This is a genomic window from Qipengyuania sp. SS22 (assembly GCF_025736935.1).
Lineage (GTDB): Bacteria > Pseudomonadota > Alphaproteobacteria > Sphingomonadales > Sphingomonadaceae > Qipengyuania.
Genome location: NZ_CP107048.1, coordinates 2,632,504 through 2,659,305 on the forward strand (window position 1 = coordinate 2,632,504; position 26,802 = coordinate 2,659,305).

General features: G+C 64.0%; 20 protein-coding genes and 1 riboswitch. Of the genes, 16 read left to right on the forward strand and 4 right to left on the reverse strand.

Features of this window, described 5'->3' with window-relative positions:
* The first annotated feature begins 307 nt into the window (after positions 1-307).
* Both N6L26_RS13095 and N6L26_RS13100 read left to right on the forward strand, forming a co-directional pair.
* On the forward strand, positions 308-3,208 hold the full coding sequence (locus N6L26_RS13095; RefSeq protein WP_263605993.1) for a TonB-dependent receptor: 2,901 nt from the start codon (positions 308-310) through the stop codon (positions 3,206-3,208).
* A gap of 85 nt (positions 3,209-3,293) precedes the next feature.
* Positions 3,294-4,868, forward strand: coding sequence for a tryptophan halogenase family protein (locus tag N6L26_RS13100; protein WP_263605994.1), 1,575 nt, complete (start codon positions 3,294-3,296; stop codon positions 4,866-4,868).
* A gap of 37 nt (positions 4,869-4,905) precedes the next feature.
* Here N6L26_RS13100 and N6L26_RS13105 read toward each other — a convergent pair whose 3' ends face one another.
* Positions 4,906-5,928 (reverse strand): LacI family DNA-binding transcriptional regulator, encoded by a 1,023-nt coding sequence (locus N6L26_RS13105; protein WP_263605995.1) that lies wholly within the window; start codon positions 5,926-5,928, stop codon positions 4,906-4,908.
* Positions 5,929-6,131: 203 nt separating this feature from the next.
* Here N6L26_RS13105 and N6L26_RS13110 point away from each other — a divergent pair, with 203 nt between their 5' ends.
* Genes N6L26_RS13110 through N6L26_RS13130 form a run of 5 tightly spaced genes read left to right on the forward strand, consistent with a single transcriptional unit; the run spans position 6,132 to position 11,801 of the window.
* Positions 6,132-7,229 carry an FAD-dependent oxidoreductase gene (locus N6L26_RS13110; RefSeq protein WP_263605996.1) on the forward strand — a complete coding sequence of 366 codons (1,098 nt, stop codon included), beginning with the start codon at positions 6,132-6,134 and terminating at the stop codon, positions 7,227-7,229.
* 45 nt (positions 7,230-7,274) lie between these two features.
* Positions 7,275-9,413, forward strand: a complete 2,139-nt coding sequence (locus N6L26_RS13115; RefSeq protein ID WP_263605997.1) for an FAD-dependent oxidoreductase — start codon at positions 7,275-7,277, stop codon at positions 9,411-9,413.
* A gap of 27 nt (positions 9,414-9,440) precedes the next feature.
* The gene (locus tag N6L26_RS13120) at positions 9,441-9,872 is read left to right on the forward strand and encodes a DoxX family membrane protein (RefSeq protein ID WP_263605998.1); all 432 of its coding nucleotides are present in this window, start codon (positions 9,441-9,443) and stop codon (positions 9,870-9,872) included.
* 20 nt (positions 9,873-9,892) lie between these two features.
* Positions 9,893-11,176 carry a NupC/NupG family nucleoside CNT transporter gene (locus N6L26_RS13125; RefSeq protein WP_263605999.1) on the forward strand — a complete coding sequence of 428 codons (1,284 nt, stop codon included), beginning with the start codon at positions 9,893-9,895 and terminating at the stop codon, positions 11,174-11,176.
* Positions 11,177-11,195: 19 nt separating this feature from the next.
* Complete coding sequence (locus N6L26_RS13130) at positions 11,196-11,801, forward strand: CDP-alcohol phosphatidyltransferase family protein (RefSeq protein ID WP_263606000.1); 606 nt, start codon at positions 11,196-11,198, stop codon at positions 11,799-11,801.
* Here the strand turns inward: N6L26_RS13130 and N6L26_RS13135 are convergent.
* The 3 genes from N6L26_RS13135 to N6L26_RS13145 form a co-directional block, all read right to left on the reverse strand.
* On the reverse strand, positions 11,791-12,588 hold the full coding sequence (locus N6L26_RS13135; protein WP_263606001.1) for a DUF1499 domain-containing protein: 798 nt from the start codon (positions 12,586-12,588) through the stop codon (positions 11,791-11,793). The genes N6L26_RS13130 and N6L26_RS13135 overlap by 11 nt on opposite strands.
* Positions 12,589-12,659: 71 nt before the next feature.
* Positions 12,660-13,637, reverse strand: coding sequence for a GTP 3',8-cyclase MoaA (gene moaA / locus N6L26_RS13140; protein ID WP_263606002.1), 978 nt, complete (start codon positions 13,635-13,637; stop codon positions 12,660-12,662).
* A 62-nt stretch (positions 13,638-13,699) separates the two neighbouring features.
* Positions 13,700-15,727, reverse strand: a complete 2,028-nt coding sequence (locus N6L26_RS13145) for a glycoside hydrolase family 3 C-terminal domain-containing protein (RefSeq protein ID WP_263606003.1) — start codon at positions 15,725-15,727, stop codon at positions 13,700-13,702.
* A 130-nt stretch (positions 15,728-15,857) separates the two neighbouring features.
* Here N6L26_RS13145 and N6L26_RS13150 point away from each other — a divergent pair, with 130 nt between their 5' ends.
* The 9 genes from N6L26_RS13150 to gcvPB all read left to right on the forward strand — a co-directional run bounded on the left by N6L26_RS13150 (position 15,858) and on the right by gcvPB (position 26,749).
* Positions 15,858-16,829: an ArsR/SmtB family transcription factor gene (locus N6L26_RS13150; protein ID WP_263606004.1), complete on the forward strand. Its 972-nt coding sequence runs from the start codon at positions 15,858-15,860 to the stop codon at positions 16,827-16,829.
* Positions 16,826-17,752, forward strand: a complete 927-nt coding sequence (gene metF, locus N6L26_RS13155; protein WP_263606005.1) for a methylenetetrahydrofolate reductase [NAD(P)H] — start codon at positions 16,826-16,828, stop codon at positions 17,750-17,752. The genes N6L26_RS13150 and metF overlap by 4 nt, the downstream gene beginning before the upstream one ends.
* Positions 17,749-18,789, forward strand: coding sequence for a homocysteine S-methyltransferase family protein (locus N6L26_RS13160; RefSeq protein WP_263606006.1), 1,041 nt, complete (start codon positions 17,749-17,751; stop codon positions 18,787-18,789). Before metF ends, N6L26_RS13160 begins: the two co-directional genes overlap by 4 nt.
* Positions 18,786-19,313, forward strand: a complete 528-nt coding sequence (locus tag N6L26_RS13165) for a GNAT family N-acetyltransferase (RefSeq protein WP_263606007.1) — start codon at positions 18,786-18,788, stop codon at positions 19,311-19,313. The genes N6L26_RS13160 and N6L26_RS13165 overlap by 4 nt, the downstream gene beginning before the upstream one ends.
* A 3-nt stretch (positions 19,314-19,316) precedes the next feature.
* Positions 19,317-21,920, forward strand: a complete 2,604-nt coding sequence (metH, locus tag N6L26_RS13170) for a methionine synthase (RefSeq protein WP_263606008.1) — start codon at positions 19,317-19,319, stop codon at positions 21,918-21,920.
* 57 nt (positions 21,921-21,977) lie between these two features.
* A riboswitch (glycine riboswitch) is annotated at positions 21,978-22,074 on the forward strand.
* A gap of 151 nt (positions 22,075-22,225) precedes the next feature.
* Complete coding sequence (gene gcvT / locus N6L26_RS13175; protein WP_263606009.1) at positions 22,226-23,401, forward strand: glycine cleavage system aminomethyltransferase GcvT; 1,176 nt, start codon at positions 22,226-22,228, stop codon at positions 23,399-23,401.
* Positions 23,402-23,406: 5 nt separating this feature from the next.
* Positions 23,407-23,778, forward strand: coding sequence for a glycine cleavage system protein GcvH (gene gcvH / locus N6L26_RS13180; protein WP_263606010.1), 372 nt, complete (start codon positions 23,407-23,409; stop codon positions 23,776-23,778).
* Positions 23,779-23,813: 35 nt separating this feature from the next.
* Complete coding sequence (gene gcvPA / locus N6L26_RS13185) at positions 23,814-25,181, forward strand: aminomethyl-transferring glycine dehydrogenase subunit GcvPA (RefSeq protein ID WP_263606011.1); 1,368 nt, start codon at positions 23,814-23,816, stop codon at positions 25,179-25,181.
* Positions 25,178-26,749, forward strand: a complete 1,572-nt coding sequence (gcvPB, locus tag N6L26_RS13190; protein ID WP_263606012.1) for an aminomethyl-transferring glycine dehydrogenase subunit GcvPB — start codon at positions 25,178-25,180, stop codon at positions 26,747-26,749. Before gcvPA ends, gcvPB begins: the two co-directional genes overlap by 4 nt.
* Positions 26,750-26,802: the final 53 nt, after the last annotated feature.

The window sequence follows — 26,802 nt, forward strand, 5'->3', positions numbered from 1 at the left end:
CACTCGAGGCCGGGTCGCGTCTGACAACCTTGACAGAAAAGTCACACAAACGCCCGGCTACAGTCCAAATGTGAGGCGATGTTTGACAACGTTGACAGAAATATGCAACCAGTAAGTCGCGAACGGAGGTTGCCCCGCGAGTCGTGGGTGCAGCTGCCGAGACGTACGAAAGTCCGCACGCAAAGATGCGGCTTGGGAGGGATAGAGAAAGATGAACAGCGGGATTTTGCGCAACCGTGCGGCTTTGATGGCCGCCGCGTCGATATTTGCATTGGGGGCAACCGGTGCGCCAGCCTTGGCGCAGGATGTGACCGACACTGGGCCCGAGGCCGCCGACGAGACGGAAAACGTTATCATCGTCACCGGCTTTCGCGCATCGCTCGAAAACGCGCTGAATGCCAAGCGCGATTCGAACCTCATTATTGAATCGGTGACAGCGGAAGACATCGGCAAGTTCCCCGACCAGAATGTCGCGGAATCGCTCCAGCGCCTGCCGGGTATCCAGATCGACCGCGAGAATGGCCAGGGCTCGAAAGTCCGCATCCGCGGGCTCGATCAGAACGTGACGCTGCTCAATGGCGAGCTCTTCGTCAGCGGCCTCGAGGTCTACAAGGTCGGCGAGGGCAATTATAACCGCAACGACAGCCTCGAAGGGGTGCCTTCCGAATTGATCGGCGGGATCGAGGTCTTCAAATCGCCCAATGCGTCACTGCTCGAAGGCGGGCTTGGCGGGATCGTCAACCTCAAGACGCGCAATCCGCTCGACCTCAAGGAAGGCCTGACGCTGGCGGGCAACGTCAAGGGCAGCAAGGGCAGCGAGATTTCGGGTTGGGAGCCGGCGGGCGCCGCCGTGCTCGGCTACAATTTCAACGACCGTCTCGGGGTCATCGCTACCTTCAGCTACGAGAAGACGAACAATCACGTCAACGTGCTGGGCGGCGACAATCGCGGCAACTGGGCCTTCGACGAGGGCCGCCGCGACACCGCGACCGTGCCGACCAATTACTACGCACCGGAATATCGCTACGTCACCGACCGCGACCAGTATCGTCGGCGTTGGGGTGCTTCGATCGGCATCAATTACCGCGCGACCGACGAGCTCGAGGTCAGCGCGCAATATTTCCACTCGGACCTGAAGATCGACACGCGCGAAGCGTCGGTCAAATTCCCCTTCGGACAGGGCGAATCGCAGGGTCTCATCGGAGATTATTCGATCGACGGCAACGGTGTGCTGACCGATGGTACGGTGCGCGCGCAGTCGGCCGAAGCCATTTCCTTCGTCGATGTGTCGAATATCAAGTCGGACAATCTGCAGTTCGGCCTCGACTGGGATAACGATACCAATTTCCGCGCCTCGGTGATGGCCAATTATTCATCATCGAATATGAAGCGTGAGGTCGCCAATAACGACGTGCGCTATACCGCCTATGGCGTGCGCGGGCCGGGCACTTCGGGACCGCAACCTGGCTTCACACCCAATTCGGCTGCACCGCCGACCTTCGACTTCACGTATCGCAATGGCGAGTTTCCCAGTTTTGGCATCGCGCCGGGAAGCCCGCAGGACCTGTTCAACAATCCCGACTTTGGCTTCTTCAAGTCGCATTGGGCGTTTGGCGATCGCTCCGACATCGAGGGGCACTCGATCCGTGCCGATTTCGGTTATGACGTCGACAGCGACTACACCAATACGATTACGATCAGCGCGGGCTTCCGTTATGGCCAGCGCACGGTGGACTTCACGTCTGGCCGCTATCTCGCCGATCTGAGCGGTAAGGGCGAGCTTGACGCCACCGCGATCCCCGAATCCGAACGGGTCGACGGCTTCTCCTACAACTGGACGCCCTATAGCTACTTCCAGGATGGCGCGATCGGCTACAAGATCTGCGATTTGCCCGAGGTGAACAAGCCTGCGGCCTTTGCCGGGTGCAGCCGTTTCGGGGATTCACCCGCGCTGCTCACGCCCTATGAAACCTTCCTGAGCAATCCCGAACGCGTCGAGGCGATTACGAATTTCGCCGGGGGCGGCAGGATCGAGGGCGATACGGTACTCGTGGCCGACCGGTCGCGGATGACCAATGCGCTCGAGTGGATCCAGGCGCTCTATCCAGACACGCCGTTCAGCTTCTTCGAGGATCCGCTGCAGACCTACCGGGTCAAGGAAGAAACCAAGTCGGGCTACATCATGGCCGATATGGGCGGGGTCGATGATCCGTATCACGTCAATGTGGGCCTGCGGATCGTCAACACCGACCTGACCATCGACCAGAACCAGCCGTCCAATGCCGACCCGAGCTATTGGGGCACCGATAGCTGGAACGGCGTGCTGCGCGATTTCAGCACCAATACGGTGATGCGCAGCTACACCGACTTCCTGCCGAGCGCGAACGCGGTGTTCGACGTGAGCGAGAACAGCAAGGTTCGCTTTTCCGCGGCGCGCGTGGTCGCACGCCAGCCGCTGGTTTCGCTGGGTCAGGGCTTCTCGACCAACTTTACCCGCGATCCCGCCGACGATCTGTTCAAGTTCACCAATGGCGCGCGCGGCAACGCGGAACTCGATCCGTTCCGGGCGTATCAGTTCGACCTCGGTTTCGAGCACTACTTCGGCAGTCAGGGGCTGCTCTCGGCAGGCCTGTTCTGGAAGGAGGTCGACAGCTTCATCGTCAACGAAACGGTTGCCGTTTTCGTCAACGATCAGGCCGGCGGACGGCTCGGACCGGTGTCGCAGCCAGCCAATGGCTCGGGTGGCCGCGTGAAGGGTTTCGAGCTGGCGGCGCAATATGCCTTCGACTTCGGTCTGGGTTTTACCGTCAACTACACCTTCTCGGACACCGATACCGATTTCAGCACCGATTTCACCGATAATCTCCCGCTGCCGGGCGTGTCGAAGCATTCGGCGAACGGGCAGGTCTATTTCGAACGCTACGGGTTCGCTGCGCGCGCATCCTATAGCTGGCGCTCGAAGCAGTATCTGGGCAATTTCGGGTTCGCCGACGGATCGGTGACGCGGACGCTGGGGATTTACCAGAAATCCTTCGGCCAGCTCGATGGGCAGATCAGCTACCAGCTGACTGACAATTTCGAAATCTTTGCCGAGGCGATCAACATCACCAAGGCGGATACCAGCGTTTACCTGCAATTTCCCGAATTGCCCTTCCGCTTCGAATCCGGTTCAAGGCGGATCTATGGCGGGGTGAAATTCAACTTCTGATTTCGGTCCTTCCCGGAACTGATGGCGGTCCCGATCGGTACGGGCCGCCATCGATTTTCCGACGACGCATGTGGGAGACCGGGTGATGAATCACACGCATACTGGCGAGGCCTCGCCCCAAGCCTTGCGATCGATCTGCATCGTTGGCGGCGGTACCGCAGGCTGGTCCGCCGCCGCGCTGCTATCGCGCTTGCTGCAGGGCAGCGGCTGCCGTATCACGCTGGTCGAGTCCTCCGACATTCCGACCGTCGGAGTGGGCGAGGCGACCATCCCGCCGATCTTCGATTTCCTGCGCAATATCGGCGCGGACGAGGTTGCCTTCATCAGGCGCTGCCAGGCGACTTTCAAGCTCGGCATCCAGTTCCGCGACTGGCTGCAGCGCGGGCACAGTTATTGGCACCCCTTCGGCAATCTGGGTGTCACCATCAACCAGCGGCCGTTCCATCACTACTACTGGAAGAACCTCGCCGAGGGGCATGACGAGGGGCTGGCCGATTTCTGTCCGTCGGTCGCGTTGGCGGAAGACAACAAGTTCGCCTTTCCTTCAACCGACGGCAACTGGCCGGGCGGCGCGGTCGCCTATGCGCTGCATTTCGATGCCGGTCTGGTGGCCGCCTTCCTGCGCGAGCATGCCGAGGCGGCGGGGGTCGAACGGCTCGACCGCCGCATCCTGCGTGCCGAACGCGGTGAGGGCGAGCGTATCGCCGCGGTCCACTTCGACAATGGCGAATCGCTCGAAGCCGATTTCTACATCGATTGTTCGGGCTTTCGTGGGTTGCTGATCGAAGAGGCGTTGGAGGCGGGCTTCGACGACTGGCGGCGCTGGCTGCCAGGCGACCGCGCGGTCGCCGCGCCGACCGAGGCGCAATCGGTTCGCGCGCCCTACACAGTCGCCACCGCGCGATCGGCGGGGTGGCAGTGGCGCATCCCGCTCCAGCACCGGACGGGCAATGGCCTCGTCTATTGCAGCGACTTCATCGGGGATGACGACGCGGCTGAAGAACTGCGCGAGGGTCTGGACGGTCCGCCGATTGCCGATCCGCGCGTGCTGCGTTTCACCCCGGGGCTGCGCACACGCGTGTGGATCGGCAATTGCCTTGCGCTCGGCCTGTCGGCGGGGTTTCTCGAACCTCTCGAATCGACCAGCATCCATCTCATCCACACCGGGCTCAATCGGCTGCTCGACCTGTTTCCCGATCGCAATTTCGACCCGGTGCTGGTGGACAGCTACAATCGCGACGTCGAACGCGAATATGCGCATATCCGCGATTTCCTGCTGCTGCATTACTATCCCAACCAGCGCGAGGGCGAGCCCTTCTGGGATCATGTCCGCAATATCGAACTGCCCGACACGCTGGTCGAGAAGATGGCGCTGTTCGAACGAACCGGGCGGATCATGTCGAAGCAGCGCGAACTCTTTTCCGATATCAGTTGGTTCTATGTCGCCGCCGGTATGGGCTTGCGCCCCGCGGCGATCGATCCGCTGGTCGATGTCGCGCCGTTCGAGGAAGTGCGCAAGGTGATCGTGCAATTGCGCGAAGCCATGGGGGCCTTTCGCGCGGCGGCACCCACGCATGACGCGATCCTCGACCGACTGCTTGATCCGAGCGAGACGCGGCGCCCCAATTTCGGTGTGGGGGCGGGCTGGGCCAATCGATAGGCGTTCACGCGCGCACTAACACGTCCCAAGATTGCCTCTAAGCCGGCGGCGGACCGACGGTCAGCCGTTCGATAAGTCGGTGCGTATGGAACACGGTCGGGCCCGGGTCCTCACCCGCCAGTTGGCGCAGCAGCATATCGGCGGCGGTATGCGCCATTTCGACGACCGGCTGCCGCACCGTTGTCAGCCGCGGCCACACGACGCGGGCAATTTCGGAATCGTCGAAGCCGACCACGCTCAGATCGGCGGGGACATCGAACCCCAGTTCGCGCGCGGCCGACATCGCGCCGACCGCCATATCGTCATTCTCCGCGAGAATGGCGGTCGGCCGCAATTTGCGCGAGAGGATCCGCTTGGTTGCTTCGTAACCCGATTCAAAACTCCAATCGCCCGTCTCGATAAGCTCGGGCAAGTAGTCTACGCCCGCCGCATCGAAGGCAGCGCGATAGGCGATCAGCCGCTGCGCGCTTACCGGGTGGTCGGGATCGCCCTTGATGATCGCGATCCGGCGATGGCCGTAGCCGAGGACATGGTCCGCGATCTCGCGTGCCGCGGCAATATCGTCCATCGTCGTCGCCAGCCCCACGCCTTCGTGCGACTGCGGGGTGATCCGGGCGAAGGGAATGCGCGCCTGTGTGAGCCCGTCGAGAACCTCGGCGTGATCGGTGGCGGGCGGCGCAAGAATAACGCCGTCCAGCGCTGCGGAGCGGATGGTACGAACAACGTCCTGCGGGTGGTCGGCAACCGATTCCACCGGCAGCACGATCAGCCGATACCGTTCGCCATGCAACCGCTCGAGCGCGCCGCGCTGCAATTCGACGACATAGCTGGGGCTCGGCTTTTCATAGACAAGCCCGATCAGATAGGATTGCTGGCGTACCAGGCCCTGCGCCATCACATTGGGGTGATAGTTGAGTTCCTTGGCCGCGCGCAGCACCTTCTTGCGCAGCGCGGGCGTGATATGCGGTTCGTCGTTGAAAACGCGCGATACGCTTTTCGGCGACACTTCCGCCAATTTGGCGACATCGACGATAGTCGATCGCTTTGCTCCGCGGGCCATCGGAAAATCCGTGGCCCGATTGTCTTGCGTTGTCAACGACGCGCTCAGGAGGTGTCTTGTGGTTAAGCCGTAGGAAACTACTTGATCCGATCGGTGACGAGCATCCTCGGCGCGTAGGTGAAGGCCACGATTCCCAATCCGATTGACTTCTATACCGAGCCGCCACACCCACGGAGCGGATGCTGACAGCCGGACCCAGACTCATGCTCATCGGGGGCGGGCATGCGCATCTCGGGGTGCTGGCCGATTGGGTGCGCCGCGGCGGTCCCGAGGCGCGGACAACATTGATTTCGCCACATCGCTACACGCGGTATTCGGGTATGATCCCGGGAACGGTTGCGGGCGAATATGATGACGAGCATGGACGCATCGATCTTGTGGCGCTTGCCGAGCAGGCAGGCGTAGAACTGCTCCTCGACCGCTGCGCCACGATCGATCCGGAGCAGCGGACGATCACTACGGGCGATGGCCGTTCGGTTAGTTTCGACATCTGTTCGATCGATGTCGGCGGCGTGGAGCGAGCCAAGGGTGTTCTCGGAATGGATCCGCGGATCGTCGACGTCCGGCCCATCGGGAGCTTCCTTGCGCGGCTGGCCGAGTGGCAGACCAGCTCTCCCGGGGTGCCCGGTCATATTGTAGTGGCTGGCGGCGGCGCGGGCGGGGTGGAACTGGCGTTTGCCCTACGCAGACGTTTCGCCAGTGGGAGCTCGCGTATCACGCTGGTCACCGGGCAGGATGGCCTGCTCGATGATCTCGGACGCCGGACCGCCGTACTGGCGCGGCGTGAGCTGGTGCGACAGGATATCCCCTTGATCGAAGAGGATTTGCGGATCGAGCATGGCGCGATCGTCGCCGGGCAGCAGAAGCTCGAGCCGGTCGATCTGATCGTGGCATCGCTGGGCGCGGCGGCCCCGCGATGGCCAAAAGAGGGCGGGCTCGCAGTCGACGACGACGGGTTCATCGCAGTCGACCGCCATCAGCGCTCGCTGTCGCATCCGCATATCCTTGCGGCGGGCGATGTCGCGGCGAGACAGGACCGCCGGGTGCCGCATTCGGGCGTCCATGCCGTCCATACGGGCGCGGTCCTCGCTGCCAATCTGCGCTGCCTCGTCGCGGGTACGGGGGGACTGCGCAGCTACCGCCCCCGGCCCGCCAGCCTCTATCTGCTCTCGACCCGATCCGGAAAGGCGATTGCAAGCTATGGCCCGTTTGCTGCGCAGGGACGCTGGGCAGGCGCATTGAAACGCTGGATCGACCGGCGCTGGGTGACATCTTTCGCCAAACTGACCGATCCGGTGTAACCCGCTCGCCCACGGCGACGAACAGGCCAGCGACAGAAAGAACCCATGAAAAAAATTCTCATCATCCTGGCCCTCGCGGTGCTGGTCGCGGCCTACTTCTTCTTCGGGCTAGGCGACTATCTTACCGTCGACGGAATCAAGCAGGTCGCAGGCGAGGTCGGCGGCTATTACGAGCGCAATCCGGCGCAGGTCATTGCGCTGTTCTTCCTTATCTATGTCGCAGTGACCGCGGCATCCTTGCCCGGTGCCGCGGTAATGACGCTGGCGGCCGGCGCGCTGTTCGGGGTCGTGATCGGCACTATCGTGGTCTCCTTCGCCTCGACATTGGGCGCCGTGCTCGCCTTTCTCGCTTCGCGCTATGTCCTGCGCGATACGATCGAACAGCGGTTCGGCGCGCGCCTCAAGACGGTGAACCAGGGGCTCGAACGCGACGGCGCATTCTATCTCTTCACCATCCGCATGATCCCGCTGTTTCCATTTTTCGTGGTCAATCTGGTCATGGGGCTGACGCGGATCAGGGCCCGCACTTTCGCCTGGGTGAGCCAAGTGGGCATGCTGCTGGGCACGATCGTCTATGTGAATGCGGGCACGCAGCTGGCGCAGATCGACAGCCTTGCAGGCATCGCTTCGCCCGCAGTGCTGGCCTCCTTCGCGCTGCTCGGTATCGCCCCCTGGATAGCCAAGGCGATCATCGGCTGGATCAAGCGCCGGAAGGTCTATGCCGGCTTTGCCAGGCCGAAGAGCTTCGATCGCAATCTGGTGGTGATCGGCGCGGGGTCGGCCGGCCTCGTATCTTCGTTGATAGCCGCGACGGTCAAGGCGAAGGTGACGCTGGTCGAAGCGAACAGGATGGGCGGCGACTGTCTCAACACCGGCTGCGTGCCCTCCAAGGCGCTGATCAAGAGCGCCAAGGTCGCCGAACAGATGCGCCATGCGGATCGGTATGGCCTCGAGCCGTCCGAGCCCGAGGTTCCGTTCCGGCAAACCATCGCCAGGGTGATGGGTGCGATCAAGACGATCGAGCCGCATGACAGCGTCGAACGCTATACCGGCCTCGGAGTCGATGTGGTCGAAGGCTATGCCAAGGTCGTCGATCCGTGGACGGTGGAGATTGCACGCAAGGACGGGGCGACGCAGCGCCTGACTACGCGCGCCATCGTGATCGCCGCGGGCGCCGAGCCCTTCGTCCCCCAGATCGCGGGGCTGGAAGGGAGCGGGTATCTGACCAGCGACACCATGTGGGATGCCTTCGCGCAGATGGACCGCGTGCCTGCCCGCATCGCAGTGCTGGGTGGCGGACCGATCGGCTGCGAATTGTCACAGGCGCTGGCCCGGCTTGGCTCAAGCGTGACACAGGTCGAAATGACGGATCGTGTGCTGGGCCGCGAAGACCCTGAAGTGTCCGCCGCCGCACAGATCTCGCTGGAGGCGTCGGGTGTGTCCGTTCTGACGAACCACCGCGCGATCAGGGTCGCAGACGGGACCCTGTTTGCCGAACACAAGGGGGCGCAAGTCGGTATCGATTTCGACTGCCTGATCGTTGCCGTCGGGCGCGCCGCCCGGCTTACGGGCTACGGTCTTGAAGACATTGGCATCGACACGGCCAAGACCGTGGTCACCGACGAATTCCTGGCGACCAAATTCCCCAATATCTACGCCGCCGGCGATGTGGCGGGGCCGTTCCAGTTCACCCACACGGCCAGCCACCAGGCGTGGTTCGCCAGCGTCAATGCGCTGTTCGGCCAGTTCAAGCGGTTCAATGCGGACTACCGCGTCATCCCCGCCGTCACCTTCCTCGATCCCGAGATCGCGCGGGTCGGCATCAACGAAACCGAGGCGGAAGAGCAGGGCATCGCCTATGAAGTCACCCGTTACGATCTCGACGATCTCGACCGCGCCATTGCCGAAAGCGAGACGCGCGGTTTCGTCAAAGTGCTCACCCCGCCTGGCAAGGACACCATCCTGGGTGCGACCATCATCGGCGCGCATGCGGGCGAATTGCTGGCCGAATATGTGCTTGCGATGAGGCACAAACTGGGGCTCAACAAGATCCTCGGCACGATCCATTCCTATCCGACCATGGCGGAGGCGAACAAATTCGCTGCGGGCGAATGGAAGAAGGCGCACAAGCCCGAGCGGCTGCTCGCGCTGGTCGAGAAATATCACAACTGGCGTCGCGGTTAAGCGCGCCCAAGCGGACTGGAGAATACCATGCTCGGCAAGATATCCCTGCTCATCATGCGCGTCGGAACCGGCATGCTGCTGGTCCTGTGGGGCAGCCTCAGGCTGTTCGGCGACGGCATGGGCACCAAGCTCGCAGAGAAGTATTATGGCGGGGTCGGCGCGGCGAGCAATTTCCAGCTCGCCTTCGCCAGTGTCGAGGTGGTGATCGGCGCACTGGTCGTCCTGGGCCTGTTTCGGCGCGTCTCGCTGGTCGGTGCTGCGATCATCCTCGTTGGCGGCGCCTTCCCGATCTGGCGCCACTTTCTCGATCCCTTCGGACGGTATTTGTTCGCCAGTCCCGAGGATGCAAACCTGCTGTTCTTCCCGTCGATCACTGTGGCGGGCGCCGCGCTTGCTCTGATCGCGTTTCGCGAACATGACACGCTGGCGCTGGACAGCCTGGTCAAGCGGAAGGGCTGAACGGCCAGCGAGGGGCGGCAGTGGAGATCTTCGACCAGTTTCGCGGCCTGATCGGCATCGCCTTGCTGATCCTGCTTGCCTGGGGTCTGTCCGAAGACCGCGGGCGCCGCCCGTCATGGGGCTGGATCGCAGGCGCGGTTGCATTGCAGGCGTTCCTCGCACTGCTGATCGTGCGTGTGCCGATCGTCTGGAATGCGGTTACGCTCGCCAATGAGGTCGTTGCTGCGATCGAGCGCGCGACGCTCGACGGCTCGTCATACATGTTCGGCTATCTCGGCGGTGCCCCGTTGCCCTTCGCGCTCAAGGAAGGCGTGGCCGCTCCGGTGGTGATCGCCTTCCAGATCCTACCGCTGGTGATCGTCTTCTCCGCGCTTGCCGCCTTGCTGTGGCACTGGGGCGTCTTGCGCTGGTTGGTGAACGGCTTGTCTTTCCTCCTGCGCCGAACGCTCCGGGTCAGCGGCGTCGTCGGCCTGTCGGGCGGCGCTAACATGTTCCTCGGTGTGGTCGAGAGCCCGCTGGTAGTGCGCGCCTATTTTGCACGGATGAGCCGCGCGGACCTGTTCCAGGTGATGGTGCTGGCGATGGCGACGATCAGCGGGGCGATCCTGATCCTTTATGCCACCACACTGTCACGGACCGTGCCCGATGCGGTGGGGCATATGATCTCGGCCTCGCTCATCTCGCTTCCGGCAGCGTTGCTGATCGCGAAGCTGATGGTGCCGGGCGAGGCTGCGCTCGACGGTGAGAACGAGGGTGAGGCCGGGCTCAAGGTGCCCGGGTTACGTTACGAATCGAGCATCGATGCGATCATCAAGGGGACGATGGACGGGATGCAGCTGTTTCTCGCGGTGATCGCGGTGATCATCGTGGTTTTCGCGCTGGTTTCGCTGGCCGATCAATTGCTTGCACTCTTGCCGCTGGTCGATGGCGATCCGCTGACGCTCAAGCGCGGGTTCGGCTGGCTGTTCTCCCCGCTGATGTGGCTGATCGGCGTGCCGTGGGGCGAGGCGCAGGCCGCGGGCAGCCTGATGGGCACCAAGGCGATCCTCAACGAATATGTCGCTTATCTCGAACTCGCCGCATTGCCGGACAGTACCTTCGCTCCGCGCAGCCTGCTGATCGTGACCTATGCGCTGTGCGGCGTCGCCAATCTCGCCAGCATCGGGCTGCTGGTTTCGACGATCGGCACGCTATGCCCCGAGCGGCGCGGCGAAGTGGCGGGGCTGGGCGTCCGCAGCTGGATCGCAGGGAATATGGCGACGGCAATGACCGGGGCCTGGATCGGGCTGATCACCTGGGCATGAGCTGGAAGGAGACCGACCGATGTTCGACGCCAAGCTGCGCCCGCTGATCGATCCGCCGCTGAACCGCATCGGACGCGCGCTGGCGGCGCGCGGCGTGACGGCAAACATGCTGACCTTCGCCGGGCTTGCGCTCGGGCTGGCGGGCGCTGGCGCGATTGCCCTTGGCCAGCTTGCAATCGGGCTGGCGCTGATCATCGCCAACCGGCTGCTCGACGGGCTCGACGGTGCCGTTGCGCGCGCCAACCGTCCCACTGCGCTGGGCGGCTATTTCGATATCGTCGCGGATTTCGCCTTTTATGTTTCGGTCCCGATGGCCTTTGGCTTCCTCGATCCCGCCAACACGCAAGCAGCCTTGGTGCTGGTCGCCGCATTCGTGCTGACCGGGGTCAGCTTCCTGGCCTTTGCGGTTGTCGCAGCCGAGCGCGGCGAAGAAACCCGTGCGCATGGCCGCAAGAGTTTCTTCTATTCCACCGGTCTTGCCGAAGGCGCGGAAACGATCGCGGTGTTTATCGTCTTTGCGCTGCTCCCGGCATGGTTCGTGCCGATCGCCTATGGTTATGCCGGACTATGCGTGCTGACCGTGTTCCAGCGCAGCGCGCTGGCAATGATGCAATTCAGGGATTGAGGCGCGCGGCGACCGCGTCGCGCAACTTCGCGATCCGCGCCACATTGGCACCCAGATCGCTCACCCCGACGCGCGAGACCGAACGGAAATCGACCTCTCCATCTGCGATGCGCACCACCATGTCATCCTTGAAGCCGAACCAGAAGGTCTCCGCGACGCCTTCGACGCGCCCGGCTGCAGCATCGGCCATGACGTCCACGAAGCCCAGTTCTTCCATTGCGTCTGCCACGGCAGCAACAGCCACCTCGCGGTCGGTCGTGCCGATGGGCAGCGATGCGAGATCGGGATAGGCTTGCGTGATGACCTGCGCATGCGACTGGTTCGCGAGTGGCGCATCGGTTTGCGACCACATGTCCAGTTCGCCGAGCGGAATGGTATAATCGTTGAGCGGGTTGGCATCGCTCGCATTGCGGCGATCGACTGCCGCTTGCGAGAGAGTCGGAGGATTGGCGACATCCGTGGCGATGTCGTGGATCGGCGGAATATCCGCGGCCTGACCGCGAACATAACCCAGCGCGGCGAAAATCCCGAGCGGCACAAGCAGCGCGATCAACGCAAGCAGCCAGCCCCGGCGCGGTTTGCGCAGCAGCGTGGCGAGCAGCGCCACCAGCGCGACCAGCGCGACGATACCGAGCAGGATTGGCCCCGCCTTGATCGTCATCGTCAGCAGGCCCGTCTGCCAGCTCCACAGCCCGAACTTGGTGCCGAGCGCGGCAATCGCGAAATAGACCGGCAGCAGAAGCGCAAGGACAAGGGCGAGGCGGCTGTACCAGGGCGATCGTGTCATGCAGGGTTCCTAACGCGGCGAAGCGTTTTTGCCTACGCGGGAATTGCGGGTGCCAGACAGGCGGGGCTTACCTAGCCGCCGGTCACACTCATATGGCGAGCAAGCGCGGGTTCGCGCTGCTCTAGGTCGAAGGCATGGCGCAGGGGCTTGCCCGCGAGCAGCCGGTTGAGCGCTTCGTCGAGCGCGCCTTCGCCGCCGGCACGGATGATGTCGCGCAGTTCGACCTTCTGGTTGTGCCCGAGACAGCCATAGACCGTGCCCGTGGCGCCGATCCTGATGCGATTGCAGCCGGCGCAGAAATTGTCGCTGAGCGGCGTGATGAGGCCGAGCCGGGTACCGGTATCGGCGACGTCGAAGTAACGTGCCGGTCCGCCCGTGCGGTGGAGCGAGGGGACGAGCGTGAAACTGCGTTCGATCTCGGCGCGGACGTCGTCGAGCGGCACATGCGTGGATTGCCGGTCGAGCGACACGTCGCCCAGCGGCATCGCCTCGATCAGGCCAAGATCCATCCCGCGCTCGCTGCACCAGCCGAGCAGCGCGGGCAGTTCATCATCATTCAGGCTGCGCATCGCCACGGCGTTGATGCGGATCGCGAGGCCTGCCGCGCGGGCCGCCTCGATCCCGGTGATGACCTGGTCGAACTCGTCGCGCCGCGTGAGTTTGGCAAAGCGTTCGCGGTCGAGCGTGTCCAGGCTGACGTTGATCCGCCGTACACCGGCATCGTACAAATCCTGCGCCATGTCGGGCAGGCGGGTGCCATTGGTGGTGAGGGTGAGTTCCTCGAGGCCCTCACCGCGCAGCCTCGCCAGCCGTTCGACGAGGTCCATGATGCCCTTGCGCACCAATGGCTCGCCGCCGGTCAGCCTGATGCGGCGGACGCCGCGCGCGACCAGGTGCCGCGCAAGCGCCTCGATTTCCTCGAATGTCAGCAGGTCGCGGCGGGGGAGGAATTGCATGTCTTCCGCCATGCAATAGGTGCAGCGCAGGTTACAGCGATCGGTCACCGAGAGGCGAATATAGTCGATCCGGCGGCCGAAAGCGTCGCGCATGGCGGTGCCCTACACGCTGGCGGGCGAAGTCGAAACGGATTTCTTGGTGCCTGAGGAGGCGGTTAGCCGACGCTGCGCAGTTTGCCGAACAGGGCCGGCAGCGGTTCGGAGGCGCGCGCCTTGCCCATCGCGTCGGCGACGGCTTGCGGAACCGCGATCTCGATCGCATGCGCGCGGTCCTCGCTCAGCCCGACCGAGACTTCATAGGTGCCCGGCTCGATCACGAAGCGTCCATCGCGTTCGAACCGGCCAAGCTGGTTGCCGCCAACCTCGAACAGTATTTGGCGGGTTTCCCCGCCGCCGAGCGAGACCCGCTGGAAATCGGCCAGTTCGGTCCGGCCTCGACCGCGTCCGCCGGGACGGCGCAGGTAAAGCTGGACGGTTTCGATGCCTTCATGTGCCCCGACATTGTGCAGAACGGTACTTACGATGAGCCGGTCGTGTCCCAGTTCGGTCGTGGTCTGGCCGAGCCCGAATTCGGAATAATTGAGGCCATGTCCGAAGGTCAGGCCCACCCGCCCGCGGTCGACCAGCGGGATCGGCAGGCGGCCGCAGGGCGCGAACTCGCCGGTCAGGACATCGGTAATGGCATGGCCCGACATAGTGCCCAATTGCCCCGCGTGGATAACGCAGGGCAGTTTCGCGCCGCTGATATCGGGATCGAGAGGGCGCGCTCCGAGCGTGACCAGCACGATGCTCCGGTTGACCGCATACAGCGCCTCGAGCAGCGTTTGCTGCGCTGCGGTCAGCATGCTGGTTTCGCCGAGCGTGACGATGACCGTCCCCGCGCGGCGGGCGGCTTCGCTGGCCATCCCGATCGCCATGTGATCGGCATCGATCAGATCACCCGATGGCGATTTTGCCCGGTCCCGGCGCAAGGCAAGGCCCGGTACGTATCTGTGTGCCAGTTCGCGGGTATTGAGCCCGTCGATCAGGCTGGCCGCCTCCTGCGGCAATCCGCCGGTGGGCAGCGACCGGTCGCTGGCGGCTTGCCCGATGATGAGGATTTTGCCCGAATCGATGCTCAGCGGAAGCAGCGCGGGGTCGTTGCGGAGCAGAATGATCGCGTGGCGCGCAGCATCGAGCGCGACCGTTCGCGCTCCTGCGGCCGACCGCGTTGGCGTCTCGATCTCCTCCGGTCCGGCGCTGCGGAACAGCCCGAGGTCGTATTTCGCGCCCAGCACCTTGCGCACGGCATCGTCGAGCTGCAGCGGCGTCACGCGCCCGTCTGCAACCGCCGCCACCACTGCGGCGACCGATATGTCGGCATAGGGTGCGCCGGTCAGATCCTGTCCCGCCGCCCTGGCGATTTCCGTCCATTCGGCAAGGTCGATCCCTTCGAAACCGCCGGGTCCGCCAATCGCAAATGTCGCGCTGGTCGAATGGTCGCCGTTATCGAGCGAAGAGGCAATCCGGCCAAGCGCGACACTGGCCGGAGGCGATTCGCGCAGCACACCCGCGACCAGGCGCAGCTGGTCGGCGGGCAAGTGCGCGCCGCGGCGACCCGTCCACGAGGGGTCGTCCACGCGCAGGCAGGCGAGCATGCTGCCACCGTCCTGATCCTCGAACTGCAGTCCGCGCACAGTGGCCGACGCCAGGCACCGGGCCAGCAGCCCCGATGCGCCCCAGCTCGCGGGAAGATTTTTGTCGGTATGCGATGTGCTCAGCGCGACGGAAGGCCCGAGCAGCCAGTTCTTGCCTTTGTCCCGTGCCTCGGCGGCAACGATGCGCGCGGCGCGCTCGACCACCTCGGGCGCCCAGCTTGCGGCCAGCGCGAAGGGGCTCGGCATGATTACCGCTTCGCCGCGACCGGGAGTGGCGGCGTAGAGCAGGGGAATGCCCAACCGGGTTTCTTCGATCGCCATACTTTGGAGGGCAGCGAATTCGGCGGGCGAAGCGGTACCCACGAGACCGCTCAACTGGCCATGGCGTAGTTGGTCGCGCACGCGATCGATCGCCTCGAAATCGGCGGGATCGGGTGCGCGCTCGAGCGCCAACTGCCCGACCTTCTCCTCCACCGTCATGATGGCGAGCAAGTCTTCGACGAAACGCTCGCGTTCGGCGGCGTAATCGGTGGGGCGGCGTGCCATGGCAGGCCCGTTTCCCACAAATAGGTAAACATCCTGTTTTGGTAGGTTCGTTGGCTTGCTTTCGCCCCGTTCGCCTTCCTCGAAGGGAGACGATTTACAGATATAAAAATATCTTTATATCTAACTTCCAATGCAGACCGACACTCTCTTCCGGGCCCTGGCCGACCCCACCCGCCTCAGGATCATGCGCCTGCTGGGTTCGATGGAACTGGCCGTGGGCGAAGTCGCGCAGGTGCTCGGGCAGAGCCAGCCCCGTGTATCGCGGCATATCGGTATCCTGTGCGATGCGGGTCTGGCCGAACGGCGCCGCGAAGGCAGCTGGGTATTCCTGCGCGCTTGCGCGAATGCCAGCGAAGCGCCGCCGCTGTGCGCTGCAGTCGCCGATCTGCTGGTCGAAGCCGAGGCGACCGACGCGCCGTTTGCCGAGCAATGCGAGCAGGACCGCCGCAAGCTTGCAGCGATCCGCCAGCATCGCGAAAGCGAAGCGCAAGTGTACTTCTCCGACCACGCGCATGACTGGGACGAACTGCGCCGCCTGCATTCCTCTGACGAGGCGGTCGAGGCCGCGCTGGGCAAAGCCCTGGGTACAAGGTCGCTGGGGCGCCTGCTCGATATCGGGACCGGCACGGGTCGCATGGCCGAACTGTTCGCCGAACGCGCCGAACGGATCGTGGCGCTCGACAAGAGCCTCGCGATGCTGCGGGTGGCGCGCGCCAAATTGCAGCACCTGCCGACCGAACGGGTCGAACTGGTGCAGGGCGATTTCGCCTCGCTCTCGTTTGCCGCCGAAAGCTTCGACACGGTGCTGTTCCACCAGGTCCTGCATTTCGCGCAGAACCCGGGTGCTGCCTTGGCCGAGGCGGCGCGCGTGACCCGCCCCGATGGAAGAATCGCGATCGTCGATTTCGCCGCGCATCAGCGCGAGGAATTGCGCGATCGCCATGCCCATGCGCGACTGGGCTTCGAAGATGGCCAGATGGTCGGACTGCTCGATGAAGCAGGGTTCGAACCGGCGGCCCCGACTGCGCTGGAGGATGGAGAGCTGGTGGTGAAAATCTGGATTGCGCAACGACGCGCCGCAAACAGGAAGGCCGCATCATGAGCCCGACGATGGACCAGATGCGCGAGGCGCAACGCGCGCTCGACACCCCACTGTTTTCCGGCCTGCCCGGCGATGTCGAGGTAAGCTTCGAATTCTTCCCGCCCAAGAACGAAAAGATGAACGAAACGCTGTGGCACAGCGTCGAAACCCTCGCCCCGTTGGGACCGCGCTTCGCCAGCGTCACCTATGGGGCAGGCGGCTCGACGCGCGAACGCACGCATGAGCAGGTCGTGCGGATCCAGAACGAAGCGCATATCCCCGCCGCCGCGCATCTGACCTGCGTGGATGCCACGCGTGAACAGGTCGACGCGGTCGCGCGGCATTATTGGGATGAAGGCATTCGTCATATCGTCGCGCTGCGCGGCGATGCGCCCGACGGCCATTCGCGCTATACGCCGCATCCCGGCGGTTATGCCAATGCGGTCGAGCTGATCGCCGGACTGAAGCAGATCGCGGATTTCGAGATATCGGTCGCCGCCTATCCCGAAGTTCATCCCGATTCCCCCGATGCGCAGGCCGATATCGCCAATCTCAAGGCGAAATTCGATGCTGGCGCGACGCGCGCCATCACCCAGTTCTTCTTCGATCCGCAATGCTTCTTCGAGTTCCGCGACACCGCCGCCGCCGCCGGGATCGAGGGCGAGATCGTGCCGGGGATCATGCCGGTGATGAGCTTTGCCGCGGTCCAGCGGATGTCGGGGCTTTGCGGCACTGCAATCCCGCACTGGATGGAAGGGCTGTTCGAAGGGCTCGACGACCAGCCCGCCGCGCGCCAGCTGGTCAGCGCGACCATCGCCGCCGAAATGTGCCGCCGCCTCTATGCGGGCGGGGTGCGCCAGTTCCATTTCTACACTCTCAACCGCGCCGAGCTGAGTTATGCGATCTGTCACATGCTCGGCCTGCGTCCGAAAGCGAAGACATGACCAAGCGCGAGGAATTCGAGGCTGCCGCGGCGCAGCGCATCCTGATCAAGGACGGCCCCTACGGCACTGCAATCCAGCAGGCCGGGCTGAGGCCTGAAGACTACGCTGCGGGCACGGCTCTGGAGCAGGAGCAGAAGGGCAATAACGACCTCGTCAATCTGACCCAGCCGCAGGTGATCCGGGCGATCTGCGACAGCTATATCGACGCGGGCGCGCATATCCTCGCGACCAACACCTTCAATGCCAACCGCATCAGCCAGGCGGATTACGGCGCGGAAGATATGGTTCACGAGATCAATGTCGCCGCAGCGCGCATCATCCGCGAAGCGATCGACGCGCGCACCGATGGCGTGCCGCGCTTCGTCGCGGGGGCGGTTGGGCCGACCAACAAGACGCTGTCGCTATCGCCCGATGTCGAGGACCCGGGCTATCGCGAAGTCACCTTCGACGAGATCGTCGCGGTCTATGTCGATCAGTGCCGTGCTCTGGTCGAGGGCGGGGCCGATTTCATCCTTATCGAAACCGTGTTCGACACGCTCAATTGCAAGGCCGCGATCATGGCGGTGAAACAGCTCGAGCGCGAACTTGGCCGCGATCTCCCCCTGATGATCTCGTTGACGCTGACCGATTTGTCGGGACGCAATCTGTCGGGCCATACGGTCGAGGCGTTCTGGTACACGGTGCGACATGCCAAGCCGCTGACCATCGGACTCAATTGCAGCTTCGGCGCGGAGCAGCTGCGCCCGCATGTCCAGCTGCTGTCGGATATCGCCGACACCTATCTGATGGCCTATCCCAATGCCGGCCTGCCCAATGATCTGGGCGAATATGACGAGCTGCCCGAAACCACCGCCGCGCTGACGCGGGTCTGGGCGGAGAACGGCCGCATCAATGCGTTGGGCGGGTGCTGCGGTTCGACCCCGGCGCATATCGCGGCGATGGCGGAAGCGGTCGAAGGACTCGTGCCGCGCATCCCGCCGAGCGTGAAACCCGACATGCGCCTCGCCGGGCTCGAACCGTTTTCGGTGGCGGCATGAGCGATCGGCTTGCGAACCGCGCGGTCATCCGCACCGCGGGCGTCGCTGACGCCGGGCGGCTGTCGTTGATCGCCAACGCCACCTTCCTCGAAACCTTCGCCGGAATGATTTCCGGCAATGCGCTGGTGACGCATTGCGAGACGCAGCACGCGCCCGCCTATCTCGGCAAACTCCTGGCCGAAGGCGCACGCGCCTGGCTGGCGGAGGTCGACGATGCCCCTGTCGGCTATGCGCTGCTCAACCAGCCCGAACTCGATGCCGCGCGTGAAGGCGATATCGAGCTCAAGAAGATATACCTGCTGTCGCGCTTCCACGGCAGCGGGGTCGCGCGCGAGCTGTTCGATGCGGCCCGCGCCGGTGCGCGGGGACATCAGCGCCTGCTGCTCGGCGTGAAGGACGACAACCGCCGCGCCATCGCCTTCTATACCAAGCAAGGGTTCCGCCAGATCGCGACGCGCCGCTTCGATGTCGGCGGCACGCTTTATAACGATGTCGTGCTCGCACGCGAACTCGACCGGGACTGAGCAATGACCGACCAATCCTCCGCCCGCTTCGTCAATATCGGCGAACGTACCAATGTGACCGGCTCCGCACGGTTCAAGAAACTGATCATGGCGGACGATTACGATACCGCGGTGGAAGTCGCGCGCCAGCAGGTTGAAAACGGTGCGCAGGTGATCGACGTCAACATGGACGAAGGCCTGCTCGATGCCGAGCACGCCATGACCACCTTCCTCAAGCTGATCGCGGCCGAACCCGATATCGCGCGCGTGCCGGTGATGATCGACAGTTCCAAATGGGACGTGATCGAGGCCGGGCTCAAATGCGTTTCGGGCAAGCCGATCGTCAATTCGATCAGCATGAAGGAGGGCGAGGCGCAGTTCCTCGAACAGGCCCGCAAATGCATGGATTATGGTGCGGCAGTGGTCGTCATGGCCTTCGACGAGACCGGTCAGGCGGACACCAAGGAACGCAAGGTCGCCATCTGCTCGCGCGCCTACGACCTGCTCACCGGCATCGGCTTTCCGCCTGAGGACATCATCTTCGACCCCAACATCTTTGCGATCGCGACAGGGATCGAGGAGCATGACCGCTACGGGCTCGACGTCATCGAGGCGCTGGCCGAGATCAAGGCGCAGCTCCCGTATGTGCGCACCAGCGGCGGGCTGTCCAACCTGAGCTTCAGCTTCCGCGGCAACGAGACCGTGCGCCGCGCGATGCATTCGGTCTTCCTCTACCATGCGATCCCCGCGGGGCTCGACATGGCGATCGTCAATGCGGGCCAGCTCGACGTCTACGACCAGATCGATCTCGTCCTGCGCGAGGCGTGCGAGGATGTGATCCTCATGCGCCGCGCCGATGCGACCGAACGACTGATCGACTTGGCCGAAAGCTACAAGGGCAAGACCGCCGCCGAAGAACAGGCCGCCGAGGAATGGCGCGGCTGGCCGGTCGAGCGCCGGCTCGAACACGCGCTGGTCAAGGGCATCGACGCGCATGTGGTGTCCGACACCGAAGAGGCGCGCCACCGGTTCGATCGTCCGATCGAAGTGATCGAGGGCCCGTTGATGGACGGCATGAATGTCGTCGGCGACCTGTTCGGCAGCGGCAAGATGTTCCTGCCGCAAGTGGTCAAATCGGCGCGCGTGATGAAGAAGGCGGTCGCGCATCTGATCCCCTTCATCGAAGCGGGGAAGGAAGAAGGCGCGCGCGCCAAAGGCATCATCATCATGGCGACGGTGAAGGGCGATGTGCACGATATCGGCAAGAACATCGTCGGCGTGGTGCTGCAGTGCAATGGCTATGAAGTGATCGATCTGGGCGTGATGGTGCCGTGGGCGCAGATCCTCGCCGCAGCCAAGGAACACGATGCCGACATGATCGGCCTGTCGGGTCTCATCACTCCCTCGCTCGACGAAATGGTCACCGTGGCCGAAGAAATGAAAACCGCCGAGATGGCCATGCCGCTGCTGATCGGCGGGGCGACCACCAGCAAGGTTCACACTGCGCTGCGCATCGATCCCGCCTATCCCGGACCGGTCATCCACGTGCTCGACGCCAGCCGCGCGGTCGGCGTGGTAAGCCGGCTGTTGTCCGACACGCAGCGCGACGAATTCGTCGACACGACCGCTGCCGACTATGTCCATGTCCGCGATACGCGTGCGGGCAAGGGGCAGAGCGAATTGCTCAGCCTCGTCGATGCGCGGGCGAATTTCTACGACGCCTTCCTGTCCGACAAGGCCGCCCCGCCGCTGCGCCCGGGCGTGCATGTGTTCGATGATTGGGACCTTGCCGAACTGCGCAGCTATATCGACTGGACGCCGTTCTTCCGCGCGTGGGAATTGCACGGCACCTATCCCAAGATCCTCGATGATCCGGTTGTCGGCGAAAGCGCGCGCAGCCTCAAGGCCGATGCCGACGCGATGCTCGACCGGATCGTGACCGAGAAATGGTTCACTGCGCGGGGTGTTGCGGGTTTCTGGCCCTGCGCGCGAGACGGCGACGATGTTACGCTCCACCTGGCCGAGGAAGAGCGGCATGTGGCGCTGCCCTTCCTGCGCCAGCAAGTGAAGAAATCCCGAGACCGCGCCAATATGTGCCTCGCCGATTTCATCGATCCGGCGGGTGACTGGCTGGGCGGTTTTGCAGTTGGCATCCACGGGATCGAGGAGCATTCGAAACGCTTCCTTGCCGACAAGGACGATTATTCCGATATCCTGCTTAAGGCGCTGGCGGACCGGTTCGCCGAGGCTTTTGCCGAGCGGCTGCATCAGCATGCGCGCACCGATCTGTGGGGCTATGCCCCGCAGGAGCAGCTGACCAATGAAGCGCTGATCAAGGAGCAATATCGCGGCATCCGTCCCGCGCCGGGCTATCCCGCCTGCCCCGATCACAGCCTCAAGCCGATCCTGTTCGAACTGCTCGATGCCGAGGTGAATACCGGCATCAGCCTGACCGAGAATTTCGCCATGTATCCCACCGCCGCGGTCAGCGGGTTCTATTTCGGCCACCCCGAAGCGCAGTATTTCGGTGTGGCCCGCGTCGGACGCGACCAGCTGGAAGACTATGCCGCCCGGCGCAATGTGGATATCGCGACGGCGGAACGCTGGTTGCGGCCAAACCTGGATTGACCGCGCTGCGGTAATATCGCAGTGCAGCACAGGTCGGCGGCAGGAGCGATTCTGCAGCAGGCGCGCACGGGAGAGTCCGGATGGCGACGTCCATCCGGCGCCGAAGGAGCAACCGCCCCGGAAACTCTCAGGCTAAACGGACCGTGCGCTCCATCGACACTCTGGAAAGCGCCGCGCGCCTGCGCGTGGCCACCGAAGGGGTAAGCGCACCCATCCGTGCGCCAGTCTCTCAGGTTTCCCGACAGAGGGGGCATGGTTTTAGGCGCACCGCGAGGGCGCGCCCCCATGCTTGTGAGGGACGGGACTTGAGCGACGACACCGACGATACGATTGCCGAAATCGAAACGCTGCCGCTCGACGCGTGGCATCGCCGCAAGGGTGCCCGGATGGTGCCCTTTGCGGGATACCACATGCCGATCCAGTACGAAGGCATTGTCACCGAGCATGGCTGGACCCGCACCCAGGCGGGCCTGTTCGATGTCAGCCATATGGGCCAGCTGATGGTCACCGGCGAGACCGCCGCTGCGGAACTCGAAAAGCTGCTCCCGGGCGCGATCGCGTCGCTCAAGCCGGGCAAGGTGCGCTATTCGCTGCTCCTCGACGACCAGGGCGGCATTCTCGACGATCTCATGGTCACCAATGCCACGCCGTGGATCGAGGGCGACGAGGAAGCGGGCACCGAAGGGAAGTGGGGCGAACCGGCCTATTACCTCGTCGTCAATGGCGCGATGAAATGGGACGATATCGCCCATCTGCGCGAGCATCTCGATGACGATGTCACGCTCACGCATATGGACGAACATGCGCTGATCGCGCTGCAGGGGCCCAATGCCGCGACCGCGCTCAACCGCGTGATGCGCAATGTCATTGACGACATGGTCTTCATGGAAAGCGTCTGCCACGATTTCGGCGAATGGCCGCTGAGGATCACCCGCTCGGGCTATACCGGCGAAGACGGGTTCGAAATCTCGGTCCCGGCCGAATTCGCCGAAAGTTTTGCCGACCGCCTGTGCGCCGAAATCGAGGTGCGCCCGATCGGGCTTGGCGCGCGCGACAGCTTGCGGCTCGAAGCGGGCCTCCCGCTCTATGGCCATGACATCACTACCGAAACCGATCCCGTCTCCGCCGATCTCGGTTTTGCGCTGACCAAGCGGCGGCGCGAGGAAGGCGGCTGGATGGGCCACGAACCGGTGATGAAGGCGTTCACCGAGGGACCCGCGCAGAAGCGTGTCGGCTTGGCCATCGACGGCCGTATGCCCGCCCGCGAAGGCGCGCTCATCTATTCGGGCGATACGCAGGTCGGCCGCATCACCAGCGGCGGCTTTTCGCCGACGCTCGAGCGCCCCATCGCCATGGGCTATGTCGATACCGCGCTTGCCGCCGAAGGCACCGAACTCGAAGTCGAAGTGCGGAAGAAGAGGCTGCCCGCCACGGTCGCCTCGCTCCCCTTCGTCCCCCATCGCTACCACAGAGGGAAATGATCGAAATGGCCCGTTACTTTACCGACGAGCATGAATGGATCGACGTCGATGGCGACACCGCCACCGTCGGGATCACCGATTACGCGCAAGGCCAGCTGGGCGACATCGTCTTTGTCGAACTGCCCGATGTCGGCAGCGTGATCGAGAAAGGCAAGGACGCCGCAGTGGTCGAAAGCGTCAAGGCGGCGAGCGATGTCTATGCGCCGATCAGCGGCGAGATCATGGAAACCAACGACGCGCTGGAAGACGACCCCGCGCTGGTCAACACCGCTCCGGAAGAGGGTGGCTGGTTCTTCAAGATGACCATCGGCGACAAGTCGCAGTTCGACGGCCTGATGGACCAGGCGGCCTACAAGAGCTTCTGCGACGGGCTTTGATCCGCTGATGCCCTGCGGGGCCTGAAGGAACCAAGATGCGCTACCTACCCCTGACCGATACCGACCGTTCGGCCATGCTCGATACGATCGGCGCGCCCGATATCGATGCGCTGTTTGCCGATGTACCCGAGGCCGCACGACTCTCCGGCCCGATCGATGGCCTGCCGATGCATGCCAGCGAAATGGCGGTCGAAAAGCATATGCGGCGGCTGTCTAAGAAGAACCTCGCCGCTGCCGATGCGGCCTTCTTCCTCGGGGCGGGGGCCTATAAGCACCACATCCCGGCCAGCGTCGACCACATCATCCAGCGCGGCGAGTTCCTGACCGCCTACACGCCTTACCAGCCCGAAATCGCGCAGGGCACGCTACAGATGCTGTTCGAGTTTCAGAGCCAGGTCGCGCGGCTCTATGGCTGCGCGGTCGCCAATGCCTCGATGTACGATGGCTCGACCGCCTGCTGGGAAGCGGTGGCGATGGCGGGCCGCGTGGCGCGCGGCAAGAAGCGCAAGGTCGTGCTCTCGGGCGCGCTGCATCCGCATTATGCCGAAGTGGTGCGGACGATGGCCAAGTTCACCGATGACGAGATCGCCGGAGCCCCGCCCAGCCTGACCGCCAAGCCCGACGATGACGGGCTGATTGCGCGGATCGACGGGGAGACCAGCTGTGTGGTCGTGCAATATCCCGACATTCTCGGCCGCCTGCCCGACCTCGCGAAGATCGCGCAGGCCGCGCATGAAAAGGGCGCGCTGCTGATCGCGGTCAACACCGAACCCGTCGCGCTCGGCGCAATCGCCTCGCCCGGCGAGCTGGGAGCGGATATCGTGGTGGGCGAAGGCCAGTCGATCGGTGTCGGCCTGCAGTTCGGCGGCCCCTATCTCGGCCTCTTTGCAGTGCGTGATGAAAAGCATGTCCGCCAGATGCCGGGCCGCCTGTGCGGCGAGACTGCCGATGCCGAGGGCAAGCGCGGCTTCGTGCTGACGCTGTCGACCCGCGAACAGCATATCCGCCGCGAGAAGGCGACGTCGAACATCTGCACCAATTCGGGCCTCTGCGCGCTGGCGTTCAATGTCCATATGACCTTGCTCGGCGAAAAGGGGCTGCGCAGGCTGGCGATGGAGAACCACCGTCTTGCGTGCCTTGCCGCCGACCGTCTGGCCAAGGTGCCGGGCGTGAAGCTGCTCAACGAGGTGTTCTTCAACGAGTTCACGCTGCTGCTCGATGGCGATGCCCGCAGCATCGTGCGTAAGCTGACGCAGCAGGATATCCTTGCGGGTGTCTCGCTTGCGCGGCTGTTCCCGGGCAATGAGGGGCTGTCCAACGGGCTGCTCGTCGCGGTCACAGAAACCACCAGCGAGGAGGATGTGGAAACACTGGCCTCAGCACTCGAGGAGGTGCTGGCATGAGCGCGCCCAACGCATCGGGCTGGAAGCCCGGCACCCCGGTCGAAGGTCACAACGCGTTGAGCGGTCCCGATACCGCCACCGGCAATCGCGCACTGATGCTCGAAGAACCGCTGCTGTTCGAGATCGGCCATGTCGAAACCACCGGGGTGGACCTGCCCGAACCGCAAGCGGGCGCCAATCGCCTCGGCGGGTTCGACCGCAAGGATCCGATCGGCCTGCCCGGCCTGTCCGAGCCCGAAACCGTGCGCCATTATACGCGCCTCAGCCGCCAGAACTACGCGATCGACCTCGGCCTCTTCCCGCTTGGTTCGTGCACCATGAAGCACAATCCGCGGCTGAACGAGAAGATCGCGCGCATGCCCGGTTTTGCCGATGTTCATCCGCTTCAGCCGGTCGATACGGTCCGCGGGGCGCTGGAAGTGATCAACGAGCTGGCCTTCTGGCTGGTCGATCTCACTGGCATGGACGGCGTCGCGATGAGCCCCAAGGCGGGTGCGCATGGCGAATTGTGCGGCATCCTCTGCATCCGCGCCGCGCTCGAAGCGCGCGGCGATGCGCGCGAGGTCATCCTCGTGCCCGAAAGCGCGCATGGCACCAACCCGGCAACCGCGGCCTTCGCCGGCTACCGGGTCGAGGATATCCCCGCCAATTCGGACGGAAGGGTCGATCTCGAAGCGCTGAAAGCGCGTCTCGGCCCCGATGTCGCGGGGGTGATGATCACCAATCCCAACACCTGCGGCCTGTTCGAACGCGACATGAAAGCGATTTCGGATGCGGTCCACGAGGCCGGCGGCTTCGTCTACTGCGACGGCGCGAACTTCAATGCGATCGTCGGCAAGGTGCGCCCCGGCGACCTCGGCGTCGATGCGATGCACATCAATCTGCACAAGACCTTCTCGACCCCGCATGGCGGCGGCGGCCCGGGTTCGGGTCCCGTGGTGCTGTCCGAAGCGCTGTGCCCCTATGGTCCGCTGCCGTTCACCGCGCGCACCAAGGATGGCATGGTCCATCTGGTCGAGGAAGAAAACGCCGCCGAATTCGATCATACCAAGGCGTTCGGCCGGATGACCGCCTTCCATGGCCAGATGGGAATGTTCACCCGCGCGCTGGCCTATATCCTCAGCCACGGTGCCGACGGCCTCAAGCAGGTGTCCGAAGACGCCGTGCTCAATGCCAATTACATCCTGCGCAGCCTCGAAGACGTGCTCGATGCACCCTTCGGCCATAGCGGGCCGTGCATGCATGAAGCGCTGTTCAGCGACAAAGGCTTTGCCGAGGATGTGTCCACGCTCGATCTGGCCAAGGCGCTGATCGACGAGGGCTATCACCCGATGACGATGTACTTCCCGCTGGTGGTACACGGCGCGATGCTGGTCGAACCGACCGAGACCGAGAGCAAGGCGGCGCTCGACCAGTTCATCATGGCGCTGCGCAGCGTGGCCGATCGGGCCAAGGCGGGCGATGAAACGCTCAAGACCGCGCCGCATTACGCCCCGCGGCGCCGGCTCGACGAAACGCAGGCAGCAAGGAAGCCGGTGCTGGCGTGGAACGATCCCGATATGGCGTGATGCGAACGGGGGTTGCGGCATTGCGTTACTGCTCTAGAACCGCCGGATAATAC

Coding starts and splice junctions, on each gene's coding strand:
- N6L26_RS13135 (WP_263606001.1), bottom strand. CDS start 12,588: ATGACACGATCGCCCTGGTACAGCCGCCTCGCCCTTGTCCTTGCGCTT.
- N6L26_RS13105 (WP_263605995.1), bottom strand. CDS start 5,928: ATGGCCCGCGGAGCAAAGCGATCGACTATCGTCGATGTCGCCAAATTG.
- N6L26_RS13100 (WP_263605994.1), top strand. CDS start 3,294: ATGAATCACACGCATACTGGCGAGGCCTCGCCCCAAGCCTTGCGATCG.
- moaA (WP_263606002.1), bottom strand. CDS start 13,637: ATGCGCGACGCTTTCGGCCGCCGGATCGACTATATTCGCCTCTCGGTG.
- gcvPA (WP_263606011.1), top strand. CDS start 23,814: ATGCGCTACCTACCCCTGACCGATACCGACCGTTCGGCCATGCTCGAT.
- gcvPB (WP_263606012.1), top strand. CDS start 25,178: ATGAGCGCGCCCAACGCATCGGGCTGGAAGCCCGGCACCCCGGTCGAA.
- N6L26_RS13115 (WP_263605997.1), top strand. CDS start 7,275: ATGAAAAAAATTCTCATCATCCTGGCCCTCGCGGTGCTGGTCGCGGCC.
- metF (WP_263606005.1), top strand. CDS start 16,826: ATGAGCCCGACGATGGACCAGATGCGCGAGGCGCAACGCGCGCTCGAC.
- N6L26_RS13145 (WP_263606003.1), bottom strand. CDS start 15,727: ATGGCACGCCGCCCCACCGATTACGCCGCCGAACGCGAGCGTTTCGTC.
- N6L26_RS13160 (WP_263606006.1), top strand. CDS start 17,749: ATGACCAAGCGCGAGGAATTCGAGGCTGCCGCGGCGCAGCGCATCCTG.
- N6L26_RS13110 (WP_263605996.1), top strand. CDS start 6,132: ATGCTCATCGGGGGCGGGCATGCGCATCTCGGGGTGCTGGCCGATTGG.
- N6L26_RS13120 (WP_263605998.1), top strand. CDS start 9,441: ATGCTCGGCAAGATATCCCTGCTCATCATGCGCGTCGGAACCGGCATG.
- N6L26_RS13130 (WP_263606000.1), top strand. CDS start 11,196: ATGTTCGACGCCAAGCTGCGCCCGCTGATCGATCCGCCGCTGAACCGC.
- N6L26_RS13165 (WP_263606007.1), top strand. CDS start 18,786: ATGAGCGATCGGCTTGCGAACCGCGCGGTCATCCGCACCGCGGGCGTC.
- metH (WP_263606008.1), top strand. CDS start 19,317: ATGACCGACCAATCCTCCGCCCGCTTCGTCAATATCGGCGAACGTACC.
- N6L26_RS13150 (WP_263606004.1), top strand. CDS start 15,858: ATGCAGACCGACACTCTCTTCCGGGCCCTGGCCGACCCCACCCGCCTC.
- gcvH (WP_263606010.1), top strand. CDS start 23,407: ATGGCCCGTTACTTTACCGACGAGCATGAATGGATCGACGTCGATGGC.